The organism is Bacillus sp. CD3-5, assembly GCF_006349665.1.
Taxonomy (GTDB): Bacteria; Bacillota; Bacilli; order Bacillales; family Bacillaceae_G; genus Bacillus_A; species Bacillus_A paranthracis.
Genome location: NZ_VEPX01000012.1, coordinates 40,234 through 58,373, shown reverse-complemented (window position 1 = coordinate 58,373; position 18,140 = coordinate 40,234). Strand labels below are relative to the sequence as shown.

18 protein-coding genes and 2 pseudogenes are annotated in these 18,140 nt (G+C 38.0%); 4 read left to right on the top strand and 16 right to left on the bottom strand.

The window, feature by feature from the left end; all coding sequences use genetic code 11:
* Positions 1 to 55 precede the first annotated feature (55 nt).
* The 12 genes and pseudogenes from FH036_RS20585 to FH036_RS20530 form a co-directional block, all read right to left on the bottom strand.
* Positions 56 to 436 (bottom strand): phage holin family protein, encoded by a 381-nt coding sequence (locus tag FH036_RS20585; RefSeq protein ID WP_001267308.1) that lies wholly within the window; start codon positions 434 to 436, stop codon positions 56 to 58.
* A 111-nt stretch (positions 437 to 547) separates the two neighbouring features.
* Positions 548 to 1,000 (bottom strand): DUF4275 family protein, encoded by a 453-nt coding sequence (locus FH036_RS20580; protein WP_000394725.1) that lies wholly within the window; start codon positions 998 to 1,000, stop codon positions 548 to 550.
* Between the two features lie 59 nt (positions 1,001 to 1,059).
* Positions 1,060 to 3,936 (bottom strand): excinuclease ABC subunit UvrA, encoded by a 2,877-nt coding sequence (uvrA, locus tag FH036_RS20575; RefSeq protein WP_000045562.1) that lies wholly within the window; start codon positions 3,934 to 3,936, stop codon positions 1,060 to 1,062.
* A gap of 5 nt (positions 3,937 to 3,941) precedes the next feature.
* A complete protein-coding gene (uvrB, locus tag FH036_RS20570; protein ID WP_000441061.1) occupies positions 3,942 to 5,918 on the bottom strand; it encodes an excinuclease ABC subunit B in 1,977 nt (658 codons plus the stop codon).
* 149 nt (positions 5,919 to 6,067) lie between these two features.
* Positions 6,068 to 6,499, bottom strand: a complete 432-nt coding sequence (locus FH036_RS20565) for a DUF4362 domain-containing protein (RefSeq protein ID WP_000152009.1) — start codon at positions 6,497 to 6,499, stop codon at positions 6,068 to 6,070.
* A gap of 44 nt (positions 6,500 to 6,543) precedes the next feature.
* A complete protein-coding gene (locus FH036_RS20560) occupies positions 6,544 to 7,164 on the bottom strand; it encodes a hypothetical protein (RefSeq protein ID WP_000062169.1) in 621 nt (206 codons plus the stop codon).
* Positions 7,161 to 7,922: pseudogene (locus tag FH036_RS20555) on the bottom strand (MerR family transcriptional regulator). Before FH036_RS20555 ends, FH036_RS20560 begins: the two are co-directional and overlap by 4 nt.
* Before the next feature lie 100 nt (positions 7,923 to 8,022).
* Positions 8,023 to 8,250, bottom strand: a complete 228-nt coding sequence (locus FH036_RS20550) for a hypothetical protein (RefSeq protein WP_000524119.1) — start codon at positions 8,248 to 8,250, stop codon at positions 8,023 to 8,025.
* Between the two features lie 16 nt (positions 8,251 to 8,266).
* Positions 8,267 to 8,659 (bottom strand): annotated as a pseudogene (locus FH036_RS20545) (ATPase).
* A complete protein-coding gene (locus tag FH036_RS20540; RefSeq protein WP_001150192.1) occupies positions 8,656 to 8,877 on the bottom strand; it encodes a hypothetical protein in 222 nt (73 codons plus the stop codon). Before FH036_RS20540 ends, FH036_RS20545 begins: the two are co-directional and overlap by 4 nt.
* Positions 8,878 to 8,889: 12 nt before the next feature.
* Positions 8,890 to 9,087 carry a helix-turn-helix transcriptional regulator gene (locus tag FH036_RS20535; RefSeq protein WP_000538359.1) on the bottom strand — a complete coding sequence of 66 codons (198 nt, stop codon included), beginning with the start codon at positions 9,085 to 9,087 and terminating at the stop codon, positions 8,890 to 8,892.
* 313 nt (positions 9,088 to 9,400) lie between these two features.
* Entirely contained in the window at positions 9,401 to 10,423 is a 1,023-nt protein-coding gene (locus tag FH036_RS20530) for a YeiH family protein (RefSeq protein WP_139896184.1), read from the bottom strand.
* A 152-nt stretch (positions 10,424 to 10,575) separates the two neighbouring features.
* Here FH036_RS20530 and FH036_RS20525 point away from each other — a divergent pair, with 152 nt between their 5' ends.
* From FH036_RS20525 to FH036_RS20510, 4 genes are read left to right on the top strand one after another with little or no spacing between them, the layout of a single operon-like run.
* Entirely contained in the window at positions 10,576 to 11,469 is an 894-nt protein-coding gene (locus FH036_RS20525) for a LysR family transcriptional regulator (protein WP_098921246.1), read from the top strand.
* A 51-nt stretch (positions 11,470 to 11,520) separates the two neighbouring features.
* A complete protein-coding gene (locus tag FH036_RS20520; protein ID WP_139896183.1) occupies positions 11,521 to 11,889 on the top strand; it encodes a MerR family transcriptional regulator in 369 nt (122 codons plus the stop codon).
* Between the two features lie 4 nt (positions 11,890 to 11,893).
* A complete protein-coding gene (locus FH036_RS20515; protein ID WP_000497604.1) occupies positions 11,894 to 12,439 on the top strand; it encodes a flavodoxin family protein in 546 nt (181 codons plus the stop codon).
* Positions 12,440 to 12,441: 2 nt separating this feature from the next.
* Positions 12,442 to 12,801: a macrolide transporter gene (locus FH036_RS20510; RefSeq protein ID WP_014481795.1), complete on the top strand. Its 360-nt coding sequence runs from the start codon at positions 12,442 to 12,444 to the stop codon at positions 12,799 to 12,801.
* Positions 12,802 to 12,901: 100 nt separating this feature from the next.
* Here the strand turns inward: FH036_RS20510 and FH036_RS20505 are convergent, their stop codons facing one another.
* The 4 genes from FH036_RS20505 to FH036_RS20490 all read right to left on the bottom strand — a co-directional run bounded on the left by FH036_RS20505 (position 12,902) and on the right by FH036_RS20490 (position 18,041).
* Positions 12,902 to 13,213, bottom strand: a complete 312-nt coding sequence (locus tag FH036_RS20505; RefSeq protein WP_139896182.1) for a YbjQ family protein — start codon at positions 13,211 to 13,213, stop codon at positions 12,902 to 12,904.
* Positions 13,214 to 13,279: 66 nt separating this feature from the next.
* Entirely contained in the window at positions 13,280 to 14,995 is a 1,716-nt protein-coding gene (locus FH036_RS20500; protein ID WP_139896181.1) for an ABC transporter ATP-binding protein, read from the bottom strand.
* Between the two features lie 315 nt (positions 14,996 to 15,310).
* Positions 15,311 to 16,513, bottom strand: coding sequence for a PDZ domain-containing protein (locus tag FH036_RS20495; RefSeq protein WP_070807173.1), 1,203 nt, complete (start codon positions 16,511 to 16,513; stop codon positions 15,311 to 15,313).
* A gap of 91 nt (positions 16,514 to 16,604) precedes the next feature.
* Positions 16,605 to 18,041 (bottom strand): S41 family peptidase, encoded by a 1,437-nt coding sequence (locus FH036_RS20490; RefSeq protein WP_000830290.1) that lies wholly within the window; start codon positions 18,039 to 18,041, stop codon positions 16,605 to 16,607.
* Positions 18,042 to 18,140: the final 99 nt, after the last annotated feature.

Sequence of the window (18,140 nt, the reverse complement as noted above, 5' to 3'; positions counted from 1 at the left end):
TTCTAATAAATAGAAAAAAACATTTCATACATATCATGAAATGTTTTTCTTTTTGTCATTTTCTCTTTTTTTCATATAAAGGTTCCACAATTGCCTTTTCAATAATCATATTAAAAATTGAAATACAAATTGCCGCAACGATTGCTACACCGAAACCTGATATATTAAATGCGTCTCCTAATAATGAATCTGCTATTTTTAACGTAATCGCATTAATAACAATTAAGAAGAAACCGAAAGTTACAACAGTAATTGGTAGCGTAATTAAAATTAAAAACGGTTTTACAAACACATTTAAAACAGCCAAAATAATACTCGCAATAATTGCAGTTTGTATATTTGCTACGTAAAACGCGTCTGGTGCAATCCCTTTTAAAAGTCCCGATACAGCGATTAACACAACGCTATTTACAAGAAGTGATACAATCCATCTCATTTTCTTACACATCCTTTTAAACATATATCTTTCATCATACGCTAATAGATAATAAACGCAAGTATCAGCAAACACTTATATCAACTTATTCTACTCTTCACGCTTGTATACCTACCAACATCTCTTTGTGAAATAGGGACCACACCACCTATGTTCATGAGTTTTCACAAAGGTCCAAGTGAAATCTCTGTCTACAATATAGATATCGCCTCTATACATATCATCTGTTTCACGTAATATATCATCCGTACTTAATACACTCGCATCTTTTATTAATAGTACATCATTACAGTGTTGATAGAAGATGTAGCACTCCTTTTTCACTTCATTATGAAACACGTTTTCTGCTTGTTTACCTTCTAAACACTTCTTTTTCTCATAACTAAATATGTGCCATAGATAACCACATGCATACTTATCTCCATAAAGAAAAATATCTTCTTTTTCTTCATCACTTACATGATTTGCAAAATGATCCTCCCAGCGCTTCCGAAAATATACACCCCAATTTTGAAACTCTCTTACCTTCATAGTTTTCTTTCGCAACACATCTAAAAACTCCATCTTCTCCCCCTATGAACAAAAAACCGAGTGTCATTCCCATTCGGTTTTTAGTAATACCCTTATTGAGATAGCTCTACTTCTTTTATTCTCTCTTTCATTCTTGCTTTATCACGATCTAAAATCTCTTTTAAATACTTACCTGTATACGAGCGCTCTTCTTTCACTACTTGCTCTGGCGTTCCGGAAGCAACGATTTGTCCACCTTTGTCTCCGCCCTCTGGTCCAAGGTCAACGATATAATCCGCTGTTTTAATTACATCTAAATTATGTTCAATTACAAGAACCGTCTCACCGCTCTCAACAAGACGTTGCAACACTTCTAACAGACGTGCAATATCATGCGCATGTAAACCAGTCGTTGGCTCATCTAAAATGTATAGTGTACGACCTGTAGAACGACGGTGTAATTCAGAAGCTAATTTCACACGCTGTGCTTCACCACCAGATAACGTCGTAGCTGGTTGGCCTAATTTCATATAACCAAGTCCAACATCTACAAGCGTTTGAAGTTTACGCTTAATTTTTGGGATGTTAGCGAAGAACTCTACCCCATCTTCAATTGTCATTCCTAATACTTCAGAAATGTTCTTATCTTTATATTTCACTTCTAACGTTTCACGGTTGTAACGTTTACCATGACAAACTTCACACGGCACGTATACATCTGGTAAGAAGTGCATTTCGATTTTAATAATTCCATCACCACGGCATGCTTCACAACGTCCACCTTTTACATTAAAGCTGAAACGTCCTTTTTGATATCCACGCACTTTCGCTTCATTCGTTTGGGCAAACACATCACGAATATCATCGAATACACCTGTATAAGTCGCAGGGTTAGAACGTGGTGTACGACCGATTGGTGATTGATCAATATCGATTACTTTATCTAAATGCTCAAGACCTTTAATCTCTTTATGCGTACCTGGCTTCGCTTTCGCTTTATATAACTTTTGCGCTAACGATTTATATAGTACTTCATTAATCATCGTACTTTTACCAGAACCAGATACACCCGTTACCGCTACAAACGTACCAAGCGGGAATGACATTTTCGCGTTCTTTAAGTTATTCTCCTTTGCACCGACAATTTCCACTTTTCGTCCGTCACCTTTACGTCTTTCAAGTGGAACTGGAATAAACTCTTTACCGCTTAAATACTTCCCTGTTAGCGAACTCTCATCCTGCATCACTTCAGCTGGTGTACCTGCTGATACGACTTGTCCACCGTGAATACCTGCGCCAGGCCCGATATCAAGTAAATAATCAGCTGCCATCATCGTATCTTCATCATGCTCAACGACAATTAACGTATTACCTAAATCACGCATTTCTTGCAATGTACGAATAAGACGATCGTTATCGCGCTGATGCAAACCGATAGAAGGCTCATCAAGAATGTAAAGTACGCCAGTAAGACGAGAACCAATTTGCGTTGCTAAACGAATACGTTGCGCCTCACCACCTGATAAAGTTCCTGCGGCACGACTTAACGTTAAATAATCTAAACCAACGTTCACTAAGAACCCAACGCGCTCCTGAATTTCTCTTAAAATTAAATGAGCAATTTTTTGTTGTTTCTCTGTTAGCTCCACACTTGAGAAGAATTCCTGTACTTCTTGAACAGAATATTTCGTTACATCAGCAATCGTTTTTCCACCAACGAAAACAGCTAAACTCTCAGGTTTTAAACGTCCACCCTTACACTTCGGACAAGCTTGTTCTGCCATATACTTTTCCATTTGCTCACGGATGTAATCAGAACTCGTTTCGCGATAACGACGTTCAATATTTGGAATCACACCTTCAAATAAAATCTCATTTTCCTTTACTTGACCAAATTCATTTACATAGCGGAAATAAACTTTCTCTTCATCGCTTCCGTGCAACACTTTATCAAATAAATCTTTCGGTATATCTTTCACAGGCACATCCATATCAACACCGTAGTGATTACATACAGATTGTAAAAGCTGTGGGTAATATTGTGAACTTGTCGGCTCCCAAGGCGCAATCGCATGCTCATTTAATGATAGATCCCAGTTCGGAATAACAAGTTCTAAATCTACCTCTAACTTTGAGCCAAGTCCATCACAAGAAGGACATGCACCGAACGGACTATTGAATGAGAACATACGCGGCTCTAATTCTCCGATTGAAAAACCACAATGCGGACAAGCATGATGTTCACTAAATAGAAGTTCCTCTTCTCCCATAACATCGATTAACACTCGTCCCCCGCCAAGCTTTAATGCACTTTCAAGAGAATCTGCAAGACGGCTTGCGATTCCTTCTTTTACAACAATACGGTCTATTACAACTTCAATGGAATGCTTCTTATTTTTATCTAACGCAATATCTTCAGACACATCAAGCATTTCACCATCAACACGTACACGAACATATCCTTGCTTCTTAATATCTTCAAGCACTTTCACATGTGCACCTTTACGGCCAGAAACGATAGGAGCTAACACTTGTAATTTCGTACGTTCAGGATATTCAAGGACGCGGTCTACCATCTGCTCTACTGTTTGTGATGTAATTTCAATGCCATGATTAGGACAAATTGGCGTACCAATTCGCGCAAATAATAAACGTAAATAATCATAAATCTCCGTTACCGTTCCAACAGTTGAACGCGGATTACGACTCGTCGTTTTTTGATCGATTGAAATTGCTGGTGACAATCCTTCAATCGTATCTACATCCGGTTTATCCATTTGTCCTAAAAACTGGCGTGCATACGCAGATAACGATTCTACGTATCTGCGCTGCCCTTCTGCATAAATCGTATCAAATGCTAATGATGATTTCCCCGAACCAGACAATCCCGTTACAACGACAAGCTGATTTCTCGGAATGGTTACATCAATATTTTTTAAGTTATGTGCTCTAGCACCTTTTACAACGATAAAATCCTTGCTCTTACTCACTCTTTTCACCCTTCCGCTTTTAATTCTAATAGTAAATCTCTTAATTCAGCTGCACGCTCGAAGTCTAACGCTTTTGCTGCTTCTTTCATTTCTGCTTCCATCTTCGCAATTGTCTTTTCACGCTCTTTTTTCGTCATCTTCTTAGCTGGCGTTGCTTCATACGTTTCTGTTTCTTCAGCAGCTGTCGTTGCACGAATTACATCACGCACACCTTTTTGAATCGTTTTCGGCGTAATACCATGCTCTTCATTGTAAGCTTCTTGTATACTACGACGACGCTTCGTTTCTTCAATCGCAATTTCCATCGATCTCGTTATGCGATCTGCGTACATAATAACGCGGCCGTTTTCATTACGTGCTGCACGACCGATTGTTTGAATTAATGAACGTTCTGAACGCAAGAATCCTTCCTTATCAGCATCTAAAATCGCTACAAGTGATACTTCTGGAATATCTAACCCTTCTCGTAATAAGTTAATACCGACAAGAACATCAAACTTACCAAGACGAAGATCCCGAATAATTTCAATACGTTCTAATGTTTTCACTTCAGAATGCAGGTAATTCACCTTAATCCCTACATCTTTTAAGTAGTCTGTTAAATCCTCTGACATCTTCTTCGTTAAAGTTGTAATTAATACACGTTCATTTTTTGCAATGCGATCTTGAATCTCTCCTAATAAATCGTCAATCTGCCCTTCAATTGGTCGTATATCAATTGGCGGATCTAAAAGCCCTGTTGGACGAATAATTTGTTCTATTACTTCTGGCGACTGCTCTAATTCATACGGTCCTGGCGTTGCTGAAACGTAAATAACTTGATTCGTTTTCTCTTCAAACTCATCAAATGTGAGCGGTCTATTATCTAAAGCTGATGGCAGACGGAATCCATGATCCACAAGCACTTGCTTACGCGCTTGGTCCCCGTTATACATCGCTCTTACTTGCGGCACTGATACGTGCGACTCATCCATAACGATTAAGAAATCTTTCGGAAAATAGTCTAATAACGTATACGGCGTTGCTCCCGCTGGACGGAGTGTTAAATGACGGGAATAGTTTTCAATACCTGAACAAAAGCCCATCTCACGCATCATTTCTAAATCATAACGTGTACGCTGCTCTATACGCTGCGCTTCTAACAACTTGCCGTTATCATTTAATTCCTTTAAACGCTCTTCTAGTTCTTTTTCGATATTTTCAATAGCGACCTTCATTTTTTCTTCACGTGTAACGAAGTGAGATGCTGGGAAAATTGCTACATGATCACGTTCTGCTAATACTTCCCCTGTTAACGCATTTACTTCGCGAATACGATCAATTTCATCACCGAAAAACTCAATTCGGATACAATGCTCGTCAAGTGATGCCGGGAAGATTTCAACTACATCTCCGCGTACACGGAATGTACCGCGCTTGAAATCAATATCATTACGTCCATACTGCACATCAACAAGTTCACGAAGCAATTGATTGCGATCCTTCTCCATACCAACTCGAAGTGAAACAACTAACTCGCGGTATTCTTCTGGAGAACCTAAACCATATATACACGAAACACTCGCAACGATAATTACATCATCCCGTTCAAATAATGCAGACGTTGCCGAGTGACGCAATTTATCAATTTCATCATTAATCTGTGCGTCTTTTTCAATAAACGTATCTGTTTGCGGCACATACGCTTCTGGTTGATAATAATCGTAATAACTAACAAAATATTCAACTGCATTATTTGGGAAAAAGTCTTTCAACTCACTATATAACTGTCCTGCTAACGTTTTATTATGAGCCATGACAAGTGTTGGCTTTTGCACTTCTTTAATGACATTTGAAATCGTAAATGTCTTACCCGTTCCTGTCGCTCCAAGCAACACTTGCTTTTTCTTTCCGCTATTAATTCCCTCTACAAGCTTCTCTATAGCTACCGGCTGATCACCTTGCGGGGAATACGCTGAGACAATTTCAAATTGACGTTCCAAGAAAATCCGACCTCCTCATAAAAATCTGTATTATTATTTTACCACGAATGCCTATAAAAAACCTAAAAAAACGAACAGATATTCGGTAAAGTTTTCGACAATATATACATAAAAAAGGAAGGAGTACATACTTCCTTCCTCTACTAACTCTATTTTTTAGATACATATAATAAGTCATATCCATTGCGCCCATCTTCATTCATGCAATCTATTAACCGATAAGTACTTTCTGATTCGCGCTGCTCTTTAACAATACTTTTACAACTATCTTTATGTAACCCTTTATCCTTCCCAGCAAATTTGTCTTTTCTATTATCTGACACATAAAATATATCGTTCCCACTATACTCTAACGTTTGAAAAATTGGGTCCCCTTCAAGGGTATACTGTACAATTCTTATTTTATCAACTTCCCTTTGCTCGACATTCAAAACGAACTTTTCAAATTTATCTAGATTGAGAATTCCTGCTCCCTTTACAATGACATCATTCTTCTTATCAATTGTTGTGCTTGATGGTGAGCATGCTACTAAACTAAAGAGAAATATCCATATAAAACTGGTTCTTTTTCCTATTGTCATCCTCTCCTATAAAAATTATTTGTATACCGCAAAAGCTACTTCCCCTAAGAAAGTAGCTTCTTGTTCCCTTTCTCCTTCTTCGGAAAAAGAACATATGAAAATGAAATAGCTGCATCCACTAAAAGTATAATCGCCCAAACTTGGCTAACCCGACTCGCTGCTTTATTTAAAACAATTCCCGTTTCTAACCAATTACGCCATTGTTCAACCGGGGCAAGACCGTACAGAAAGAAAAAGAAAATATGCACAACAACAAACAAACTAAGGTGCAATACCCAATTTTTTATTTCCTGCTTCGCATAAGCCATACCTGTTAATTCTACCTGTTCTTCTATAATAGGCGCCGGCTCATTCCGCCATTTCGCAACTAGCTTTTGCGCAAATATATCAAGCTTCTTCAAATCCTTTTTTCCGTAAAAGACTGCATACAATAAAATGATTACCGTAATGATTTGAAAGTTAGAGAACTTTCCTGTTTGATAATAGTCCACTACCCCTAAAGTTAAAATAAACACTTCATTTATGAGTAGTACAATCCCCATAATAAAACTCGCCTTTTTCAAACGGAATCCGTAACGTAGTAAAAAGAAACCGATAGCCGATAACCAAAATACAATCTCTGCCCCAATTAAAAAATACCAACGATATTCTGCGAGCATACTCATTTATCCCTCTCCTTTTCATCATACATACGAAAAGCTTCACCCATATATAGTAAAAGTTCTTCTTCAATCGGATACAGGCTCATTTTCTGTGAATCTTCCTTCGATTTTCTAACTTCCCATAACTTATCTAAAAACACTTCATCACCATTAGCCATTTCTCAAAACTTCTGCATTAATTTCTTCATTGCCCCTTGTACCTCATCACTCGCTACTTCTTTACCGTCCTTCATAAAAGTACGGAATTGCTTTAATAAATCTACCCATTCTAAAACATTCGGATCTTCCTTACTCATGTTTGGTAAATTATGAAGCAATTTTTGTTCCTCCTTTGAAAACACTTCATTTTAAAATATTTCACGTATACGGGAAGACTGCTTCGAAAGCTGAATCAGTTCAAACATAACTTTCCAATCAAGTTCTCCTTCCACATCTACCGAATAAACAACCGCTTGTAAAACTCGCTCCATTCGATTAAATTTCTTTTGTTCTTCCTGTACAAATCGAAGTTGTTTTTCAAGAGAATTCTTTAAATCCAACTCACCTTTTACTAACATATTCGCAGTTTCTTTTAACGAAAATCCCATTTCCTTTAAAAACAAAATTTGTTGCAAACGAATAACGTCCGCTTCACTATATAACCGATGTCCACCCTCTGTTTTACCACTCGGCTTTAATAAATCTATTTGATCATAATAACGTAATGTACGTACCGTAACCCCTGTTTCTCTCGTCAATTGTTGAATTGAAATCACTATCATCACCTCTTCCCCTTCATTATAAAAGATGACGTTACGTAACTTTCAAGTGTTTTGTAAAAAAAATACAAAAGGCTGTTTATACGCTTCGTATAAACAGCCTTTACGGAAATAACCCCTTTTGTACAGCACGACCACAAAATAAAATAAGTGCTCCGACAACAACGCTCGTTGCTGTTTTATGATAATGAGCTGAAACTAATAAATAATACGATAAACCTACAGTACCAAGCATAATACAAATACTCGGCACTGGATTATGAGAGAAGTTCTGCATTCCCCAAAACAAAGCAAAAATAGCCGTAGCGACACATAATACCGGTAATCCCATCCCAGTTCCCCTTTTTCTATCTATTCCTTGTTGCTAACACGCTCGTCGATGCCCTACTTATTAATAGACCAAAAATAGCAATATATAATAACTCATTTACATGTACTACTGGCCTGTCTAAATACTTATTTACACAAAGATATATAATGAACAAGAAAACAAAGCTTGTCATACTAATCGTAAAATATGACTTCACCTTGTTCACAACTCGCTCATCAATCGACGGTATTCCCTCTTCTTTCAAACGCTTCTGTTCTCTATATTCCGCAATGCCCTATAAAATGACTAGTGCTACATTCGATATGAAAATAGTTCTCCACGAAATACTTAAAATCATTAGACTCACATTTAAAACAAACCCCGCTAAACACAAACTTCCTATAAATCGTATAACCTCTTGCTTACTCATACACGATCAGCCTCTTTACTATTTCTATATCTCCATTTCGGCCAATAGTTCACAAAGAAATAAACAAACTGCCCTAGTACAAATAACACAAACGGCATACCAGCACTTCCGTAAACGATTAAATTGTACAAACTCCATATGGCTAAACTAATCGCTAAAAACAACCCTAAATATTTAAACGCTTTATCTGACTGAAATCTCTCAAACTCATCCTGCATTTTTCTCTCCCCTTACTCTAGCGTAAATATTTCTTCCACCTTCACTCCAAAATATTTGGCGATTTTTAAGGATAACTCTAGACTCGGATTGTAATGATGGTTTTCAATCGCCACAATTGTCTGCCGTGTCACTTGCATCGCCTTTGCCATTTCAACTTGTGTTATATGATGTTGCTTTCTTAATTCTTTAATTTTATTTTTCACACCCATAGGCTCCACCTTCAAAAGTAAAGATATCTTTACTTTAATTATAAATATTTTCCAGATGCAAGTAAAGATATCTTTACAAATTTTAGAAAAACATTTCACTGAACATCTTTTCTAACAAAGTACAGGGGGAATGAAATTTATATCAGCGATTTCCTAAATATATCGGCGATTCCCCCAAATATATCAGCGCAACTCCATCTATATCAGCGATTTTCCAAATATATCGACTTACCGACAAATACCAACATCCGTAGCAAAATAAGCATAAGAAAAAGCTGTCCCCAAATACCTTCGGGAACAGCTCTCTCCTCTACTACATAAACCCTAACACATATACAAGAACGTATCCAAGAACCGATAAGCAAACCGAACCGATTAGCCCCGCCACGAATGCTTTGCTTCCTAACTTCCGGAACGTTTTAAACTCTACATTTAAACCAAGCCCGGCCATCGCCATTGCGATAAGCATATAAGCAATGACAACAATGTATTCGGCAACAACTTCTGGGATAATACCGAGCGAATGCACTGCACTCATCGCTAAAAATCCGAAAATGAACCATGGAATTGGAAGGTCACGCCACGATCTTTTTTCCTTGCTACCTTCACTCTTTCCAAACCATAGGCCAATTAAAATCGCTACTGGTACAAGCATTGCAACGCGCGTTAACTTCACGATAACTGCAATGTCTACAGCCGTACTTCCTCCTGGCGCCGCAGCTGCGATGACATGAGCGATTTCATGCAACGTGGCCCCTGAGAATACACCGTAACCGTATGGAGATAGACCAAGTACTGGATATAATAACGTATAAATAAGCGTAAATATCGTACCTAAAATTGCAATGATTGCAGCCCCAACTGCCGTTTCATCATCTTTTGCTTTCACTTGCGGCGCAATTGCCACGACCGCTGCCGCGCCGCAAATTGCTGTTCCACATGCTGTTAAAATCCCAAGTTTCTTTTCTACCTTAAATACTTTCGTTAGTCCATATACAACGAAAATCGTAAATGTAATAACAACCGCAGCGATAACCAATACTTTCGGTCCCGCCTTCGCAATATCAACAAGATTTAATCGCATTCCAAGTAAGATGATCCCAAAGCGCAGCAACTTCTTACTCGCAAAATTCGTCCCTGCAATCGCATCATGAGGAACTCCAATTGCCGCACGCCAAACCATCCCAATTAGAATAGCAATTACTAATTGTCCCATAATATTTAAAAATGGAAGCTCCGCTAAATATTTCGCCACAATTGCGATTAATAATGTAATCCCAATCCCTTGCGAAAATCCAAAACGCTTCTTCTTTTGTATAACAAGTGTTTGTTCCACTTTGAACCACTCCAATAATCGTATTGGAACATGCATGTTCTTTCTACTTACATTATAAGAGAGTTTCTATAATAAGTTTAATACCAATACTAAATCTCTATCATCAGAAATACTTATGATAAGATGAAAGAAAAACGAAAGGAGCTCATTACATGAACGTAGACATTTTAAAAATTTTTGTTACGGTTGTTGAACAGAAACACTTCTCTCGTGCAGCGGAATTATTAAACCTTTCACAGCCTGGCGTAAGTATGCACATTCGCAACTTAGAAAACGAATTTGGAACTACACTCATTCAACGATCCCCGAAGCACGTTCAAGTGACCGAGGCCGGAAACATCTTATATATACATGCAAAGCAAATGCTCTCTCTTTACGAAGACGCTAAGCAAGAAATTAACGAACTACATAACGTTGTAACAGGAACGCTTCGCATCGGTGCTAGTTTTACAATTGGCGAATACTTACTTCCAAAAATACTCGCTAATTATGCCAATGAAAATCCACACGTCGAAGTTCATACCTTTATTTCAAATACAGAAGACGTTTTGCAAAGCCTTCGCTCTAATCAAATTGATATCGGCTTAGTGGAAGGGCAAGTCGTATACGCTGACGTTGATGTTGAAACGTTTATGCAAGATGAAATGAAACTCGTCGTCCCGCCAAACCATCCACTACTCCGCACAAATGAAATAAATGAAAGGACACTCCAAGATCAAGTGTGGGTATTAAGAGAAAGCGGTTCTGGAACACGTGCTTATAGCGATCGCTTTATTCATCAACACCATTTAAAAATGAAACGATTCTTTACCTTTAGTAGTATCCAAAGCGTAAAGGAAGCTGTCGCTGCCGGGCTTGGCATCGCTATACTTTCTGATTGGACTGTACGAAAAGAGCTACTGGCAAAAGAACTATTCCACGTCGAAGTTCCAAATGAACAACTCATCCGTCCATTCTCCATCGTGCGCGGCAAATATTTTATTCCGTCTAAAGCTATTCAAGTGTTTTTAAATCATGTAGATTACTTTGCGAAAAAACAGAGTTGACCTTCACATTAGTGTGAAGGTTTACAATACATGTAAAAGGAGTGAAACGCATTGCGAATTGGGAAGTTATCAAAAGAAACTGGCGTAAGCGAAAGGTCACTAAGACATTACGAAGAAAAGGGATTGCTCCCTTCGAAGCGCCTCGCAAATGGCTATCGTGATTTTGACAAAAGTGCCATCGAAAAAGTGGAGCTTATTCAAATGTACTTACAAATTGGCTTAAATTTAGAAGAGACGGCAAGGATGCTGCGCTGCCTTGAAATAGAGCCGCACCTATATGACAATCCGTGCAGCAGCATCCTTACGCTTTATGAAGATAAACTTAATGAAGTAACAAAGCAAATCTCATTGCTTTCCAATATTCAAACGAATTTGCAAAAACACGTTTCACTCCTAAAAAAAGCAAAAGAAAAGGAATGATTACATGTTTGTTATACACGGCAGTTCAAGACAAAATGGAAATACGGAAGCTTTAACACATATGATGATTGATGGAATTGAAACAGAACAAATTTATTTACGTGATCACACAGTCTATCCTATTACAGATCAGCGTCATGATGCAGGAGGATTCCAACCTGTAGATGATGACTACGAGCAGTTAACGAAGCGCATGTTAGAGCACGACACAATTATCTTTGCTACACCATTATATTGGTACGGGATGAGTGGTCATATGAAAAACTTCATCGATCGCTGGTCACAAAGCTTGCGTGATACATCCCTTCATTTCAAAGAAAAAATGAAAGGCAAAAAAATGTACGTTGTTATCGTTGGCGGCGATAATCCGAAACTAAAAGCATTACCGCTTATCTCCCAGTTCCAATACATCTTTGATTTTGTTGGTTCATCATTTGAAGGTTATATTATTGGGGATGCGAATGGATTAAATGAAATTCAAAATGATGCTGAGGCGCTAGCGAAAGCACAAATTTATAATAACGAATTCAAAAATCACAAGCTGAAATAAGTTTGACAAACTATTTAGACTTAGCAACACAAGAAGAATTAGAAAGCATGCTACAAGAATATCCTGGCACTATACTTTTCATTAGCCATGACCGTGCCTTCATTCGTTCTGTTGCAGACCATATTCTACAAGTAGATGAAAGTGAACCAAGGGTATTCCACGGTAATTACGAGCAATACACAAACCGAACAGCCGATGCTTCTGTAAACGTTACTGCACAAGAATTATTACGATTACAAACAAAATTAACAGAAATCATCGGCCGAATTTCCATACCAAATCATCACGATGACATCACATCTCTCGAACAAGAATACGAAACATTATTAGTTCAAATCCGAAAATGTAAAGAAGCGCTCTAATGTCTTCCCTATATATCGACAAGGCCTTCCACATTTCCCAAGAAATATAGAAGCTTCGACATGATAACAAAACAGCCGTGCATCAGCACGGCTTTTCATTTTAGATACGGACAGCAGTCCCGCTCACTGCAACCATTAGCATCCCTTCGCGAACTACTTCGTAATCCACGTCGATACCAACAATTGCATTCGCATTTTTTTGTCTTGCGAAAGTTTTCATTTCTTCCATTGCGATGTCGCGCGCTTCTTTTAATTTACTTTCGTAAGCGCCCGAGCGGCCACCGACAACGTCACGAACAGAGGCAAAAAGGTCACGAACGATATTCGCGCCCATAATCGCTTCTCCATTGACGATATCGATGTACTCAATAATTTCTTTTCCTTGAATTGTAGACGTTGTAGTTACAATCATACTTTATTACCTCCCATATGAGATTTTTTACCTACTTATGGTGCACTAATTCCGTACAAATTATATTTACGAACTAAACTGAGCTTCGTATAGCCTACTGTATCCTCCGCCTTGTTCAATTAATTCATCATGTGAACCTTGTTCTGCAATACCATCTTTATTTACAACGACGATGCGATCTGCATTTTTAATCGTCGCAAGTCTGTGAGCGATAACTAATGTTGTACGACCGACAGCTAGTTCAGCAAGCGATTTTTGAATCGCAAGTTCTGTCTCTGTATCTAGTGCAGAAGTTGCTTCATCCAATATTAAAATTGGCGGGTTTTTCAAGAACATACGAGCAATAGCTAGACGCTGCTTTTGTCCACCTGAAAGTTTCACGCCGCGCTCACCGATAACAGTATCTAAACCGTCCGGCTGTGAGTAAATTAAATCTTCTAATTGCGCACGTTTTACTGCCTGCCAAATTTCAGCTTCTGATGCTTTTAAATTTCCGTAAGCGATATTTTCACGAATTGTTCCTGAGAATAAGAACACGTCTTGCTGCACAATTCCAATTTGCTTACGAAGTGAAGATAATGTCATATCTTTCGTATCAATTCCATCAATTTGAATCGATCCAGATGATTGCTCATAAAAACGTGGTAATAGGCTACATAACGTCGTTTTCCCAGCTCCAGATGGTCCAACGAATGCAACTGTTTCACCTGCATGTATTTTCAAGCTAATGTCATTTAAAATCGGTTCTTTATTTTCATAACCGAACGTAATGTTGTTATATTGAATATCACCGTGTACATGCTTCACTTCCATCGCATCTTTAGAGTCCACAATATCTGGCTCTGTTTCAAGAAGCTCTACATATCTCTTAAAACCAGCGATTCCTTTCGGATAACTTTCGATTACCGCATTAATTTTTTCAATTGGGCGGAAGAAAATATTCGTTAATAGAACGAATCCGATAAATCCACCGTACGTTAATTCTCCTTGCAGAACAAACCACGTACCGCATATTAAGACGAAGAGCGTTACGAGACGCATAAGCATATAACTAATTGACGAATTTAGCGCCATAATTTTATACGCCATTAATTTCGTTGTACGGAAACGAGCGTTGTTCACAGCAAATTGCTCTTTCTCAAACTTTTCATTTCCGAATGCTTGTACAACGCGAATACCACCAACGTTGTTCTCAATACATGCATTGAAATCAGCAACATCTGAGAATAAACGTCTAAATGTACCTGTCATTTTTTTATTGAAGTAAAGTGCCAACCATAATAAGAATGGAATAACGAAGAACGTTAATAGCGCTAACTTCCAGTTGATCATCATCATAAATGAAAATGCCCCAACTAAAGTCATAACGGCAATAAATAAATCTTCTGGCCCGTGGTGAGCAATTTCCCCAATTTCCATTAAATCGTTTGTAAGGCGGGAAATTAAATGACCTGTTTTATTATTATCAAAAAATCTGAATGATAGCTTTTGAATATGATCAAATAATTTCTGTCTCATATCTGTTTCAATGTTAACACCAAGCATATGTCCCCAATATGTAACGACATATTGTAAGCCTGCATTTAACATATAAACTGCGAGTAAACCGAAACAAGCCCATAAAATAAGCGTCCAGTTTTGCCCTGGCAATAACTTATCAATAAATTGATTTACGATAAGCGGAAAGCCGAGTTCTAATAATCCTGCGACGACCGCACAAGAAAAGTCGAGTATAAATAAACCTTTATACGGTTTATAGTAAGAAAAAAATTTACGTAGCATATCTTCCCTCCATTTTCCAAAATCAAAAAGACTCTCTAAATGATAACCATTATCAAATAATTATTCAAGTTATCCGTCTATGAAACTTCAAAAGAAGGTTTGCGATAGTTGTCGTTTTTTGCCGGAAAGTCGATATATTTGAATAATCGCTCATATATTTTCAGTTGCGCTGATATATCCCAATAATCGCCGATATAATTCGAGTTGCGCTGATATATCCCAATAATCGCTGATATAAATTTCATTTACTACCCTACTGCCCTCACCCATCACAAACAAAAAAGGCATCACCACAAGATGATACCTTTTCTTCTATTACATCGCTTCCGAATCCCACTCATGCTCCTGCTGAACAAACACAATACCTAATTCGTGATGTCCACCAGCGTATAATGCCGTTTGAGCAAGGCGAAGTTCTCCATTTGTATCTAATACTTCTAATTTACAAAATGCTCCTGTCGTCTTCGTTTGAAGCGCATCATAAAATTCCTCAGCACTTCTTGGAATGACTCCATTTACTTTCGTAATCATTTCTCCAGGCAGTAAATTCAGCTCTGCTCCAATTGTATTTGGAATTGTATCTAGTACAACGAGTCCGTCATTACGTGCAGCGAAGTACGCTGGTCTTGTTTCATCCGCAATTTTCTCTTGCATGGAAATTGTAAAACGTCCAAGCATTGCAACGCCCATTGCAATAATGGCAAGTACGTGCCACCAATAACTTGCGATTCCTAAAACAAGCACAAGTCCTGCTAATCCGTACACACGTCTTCCTGTAAATAATAAAGCTTCCGTCGGCTCATAACTTCTAATCCTTCTCATAAATCCAATTAAAAATGGAACGAGGAATAGAGAATATGTATGTGAACCGATTGAAACGACAGGCCACCATGAAATAAACTGCGTTACTGCGTCACCTGGTACAAGAATAAAAATAGGAACGATCCATAAACGCTTTGATTCGTGTAAACCAATCTTTAATCCGCGCTTCCCCTTCCTAATCTTCGGCGTCGAATATCCTACTGCATTTTTAGAAATCAACAAGCCCTCTACAACGAGCATAATGCCTAGCAAAATAGCAAGGGATACGATTGTATTCTCTTCACCTTCTCCAAGCTGTAAGAAAGAAACTGGTAGCTTAGAAGATAATAGAACACATACAATCGCAATACTAAACGTATAAGCCGCTGATAAATATCGATACATAGCAGTTAATCCAAATAGTAACGTCCAAAGTAAAATGGCCCATAAGCTCGCCTTAGAAACAACAAGTCCGAGCCCAATCGTAATGATAGATACGATTAATCCGTATTTAACTCCCGCCAATAAAGATGTTCGCAGTTCAAACCAAATATCATAAACTTTAAAAGAAAAATCTTTTCGTTCTCGTAACATACGTAAGTATCCAACGAAGATACTACTTATTAAAAATACATAGACAGCAGGGTGTAAGAAAAAACGTCCAACCGCCCGCATTATTTCAAAAATCCATGCCTCCACGAACCCATTCACCACCATTTATATCATTCTTTCTTTTTATATTATCATAACTGGACAAACGTTTGTTTAACACAAAAAAATACAGGCAGCAAACTGCCTGTATTTCTTTTTACTTCGCCATTAATTTTAATGCTGACTGTAATTGTAGATCATTTTCTCCAGAACGGATTTTTTCAATAATTTTCGTTTGAATCGCCTCAGCTGTCTTTTTATCGAGCTGTCCTGTCGCTTCCATCTTATTCGCATTTTGGAATGCTTTCAGTGCTGATTCTGTCTCTTTACTAAAGTATCCATCTTCACGTCCTGGTACATACCCTAAACTCTTAAGCATTTCTTGGGCATGTTTTACTTGTACATCATTTGCATTGTATGAAAGTGTCTTTTCAATTTGAATTGGTGTCGCATGATAATAATCTGGTTGTTTCACTTCTACAGTTGGCTTGATTCCTTTTTTATGAATCCAGTTTCCATCCGGTGTTAACCATTTGAACATCGTTAATTTGATGTTGCTGCCATCTTTAAATGGAACAGCTTGCTGAACAGTACCCTTGCCAAACGTTTTTTCACCAATTAAATCATATCCTTCTCCCTCTTTTAGCGCACCCGCTAAAATCTCTGAAGCAGAAGCACTTCCGTTATCAATTAATACTGAAATCGGATATGGTTTTCTCTCTTTCAGTTCCGTAGAGAATTTCTTCTTCTCACCATTTCGTTGCTCTACTTGTAGCATCGGCTTTTTATCCGTCATAATTTCTCCTAGTATCTCTTCTACACTATTTAAGTAGCCACCAGGATTACCACGTACGTCAATAACTAAGCCTTTTATGTTTTTCTTCTCTAACTCTTTTAACTGATCCTTAAATTCTTTCGCTGTATTTTCAGCAAAAGAAGTGATTTGCATATAACCGATATCTTTTCCGCTCTCTTGTTTCACAGAGCTAAACACTGTGAAGATTGGAATTTTTTCACGCTTAATTTTAAACACAATCGGATCAGCCACTCCTGCACGCTTAATTTCAATCGCAACAGTCGTTCCTTTTTTACCACGAATCTTTAATACTGCTTCTTCACGTGATAAATCTTTCACACTATTTCCATCTACAGATAAAATTTGGTCATTCGGTTTAATTCCAATCTTTTCTGCCGGTGAGCCTTTAATTGGAGATACGATAATAAGCTTACCGTCCGTTTTGTTCACCTCAGCCCCAATCCCTTCTAACTCGGGATCAAGCGATTCACTAAACTGTTTAGCCGTTTCTTTATCCATATACGTGGAATAAGGGTCCTTCAGCGTAGACAACATGCCTTGTATTGCACCTTCGACTAATTTTTCATCTTTCACGTCTTCCACATAACGTGAATCAATTAGTGCATACGCCTCATTAATTTTTGCCAAATTCCCTTGCGCAGTGCTAGCGTTTCCATTCGAAATTGTTTGCGTTACTTCTGCTGGGTTAACCCCAAATAAAGACATACCCGCAAACATTCCGCCAGCACCAATTAAAAATGCAACAACCATTCCAATAATTGCAACTCTACGTTTCAATGCGGAATTCCCCTTTCCAAAACACACAGGTGGTGTAGCAAAAGGCATCACACAGTGTGTGATGCCTTTACCTATTTCTACTATATGATAAGCTTGTAC

What these genes read in the sequence shown, in the direction of transcription:
- FH036_RS20495 (WP_070807173.1), bottom strand. Translation starts at nt 16,513, where the DNA reads ATGGTGGTGAATGGGTTCGTGGAGGCATGGATTTTTGAAATAATGCGG.
- FH036_RS20585 (WP_001267308.1), bottom strand. Translation starts at nt 436, where the DNA reads ATGAGATGGATTGTATCACTTCTTGTAAATAGCGTTGTGTTAATCGCT.
- FH036_RS20580 (WP_000394725.1), bottom strand. Translation starts at nt 1,000, where the DNA reads ATGGAGTTTTTAGATGTGTTGCGAAAGAAAACTATGAAGGTAAGAGAG.
- FH036_RS20525 (WP_098921246.1), top strand. Translation starts at nt 10,576, where the DNA reads ATGAACGTAGACATTTTAAAAATTTTTGTTACGGTTGTTGAACAGAAA.
- FH036_RS20505 (WP_139896182.1), bottom strand. Translation starts at nt 13,213, where the DNA reads ATGATTGTAACTACAACGTCTACAATTCAAGGAAAAGAAATTATTGAG.
- FH036_RS20550 (WP_000524119.1), bottom strand. Translation starts at nt 8,250, where the DNA reads ATGGGATTACCGGTATTATGTGTCGCTACGGCTATTTTTGCTTTGTTT.
- FH036_RS20515 (WP_000497604.1), top strand. Translation starts at nt 11,894, where the DNA reads ATGTTTGTTATACACGGCAGTTCAAGACAAAATGGAAATACGGAAGCT.
- FH036_RS20535 (WP_000538359.1), bottom strand. Translation starts at nt 9,087, where the DNA reads ATGGGTGTGAAAAATAAAATTAAAGAATTAAGAAAGCAACATCATATA.
- FH036_RS20500 (WP_139896181.1), bottom strand. Translation starts at nt 14,995, where the DNA reads ATGCTACGTAAATTTTTTTCTTACTATAAACCGTATAAAGGTTTATTT.
- FH036_RS20565 (WP_000152009.1), bottom strand. Translation starts at nt 6,499, where the DNA reads ATGACAATAGGAAAAAGAACCAGTTTTATATGGATATTTCTCTTTAGT.
- FH036_RS20560 (WP_000062169.1), bottom strand. Translation starts at nt 7,164, where the DNA reads ATGAGTATGCTCGCAGAATATCGTTGGTATTTTTTAATTGGGGCAGAG.
- FH036_RS20540 (WP_001150192.1), bottom strand. Translation starts at nt 8,877, where the DNA reads ATGCAGGATGAGTTTGAGAGATTTCAGTCAGATAAAGCGTTTAAATAT.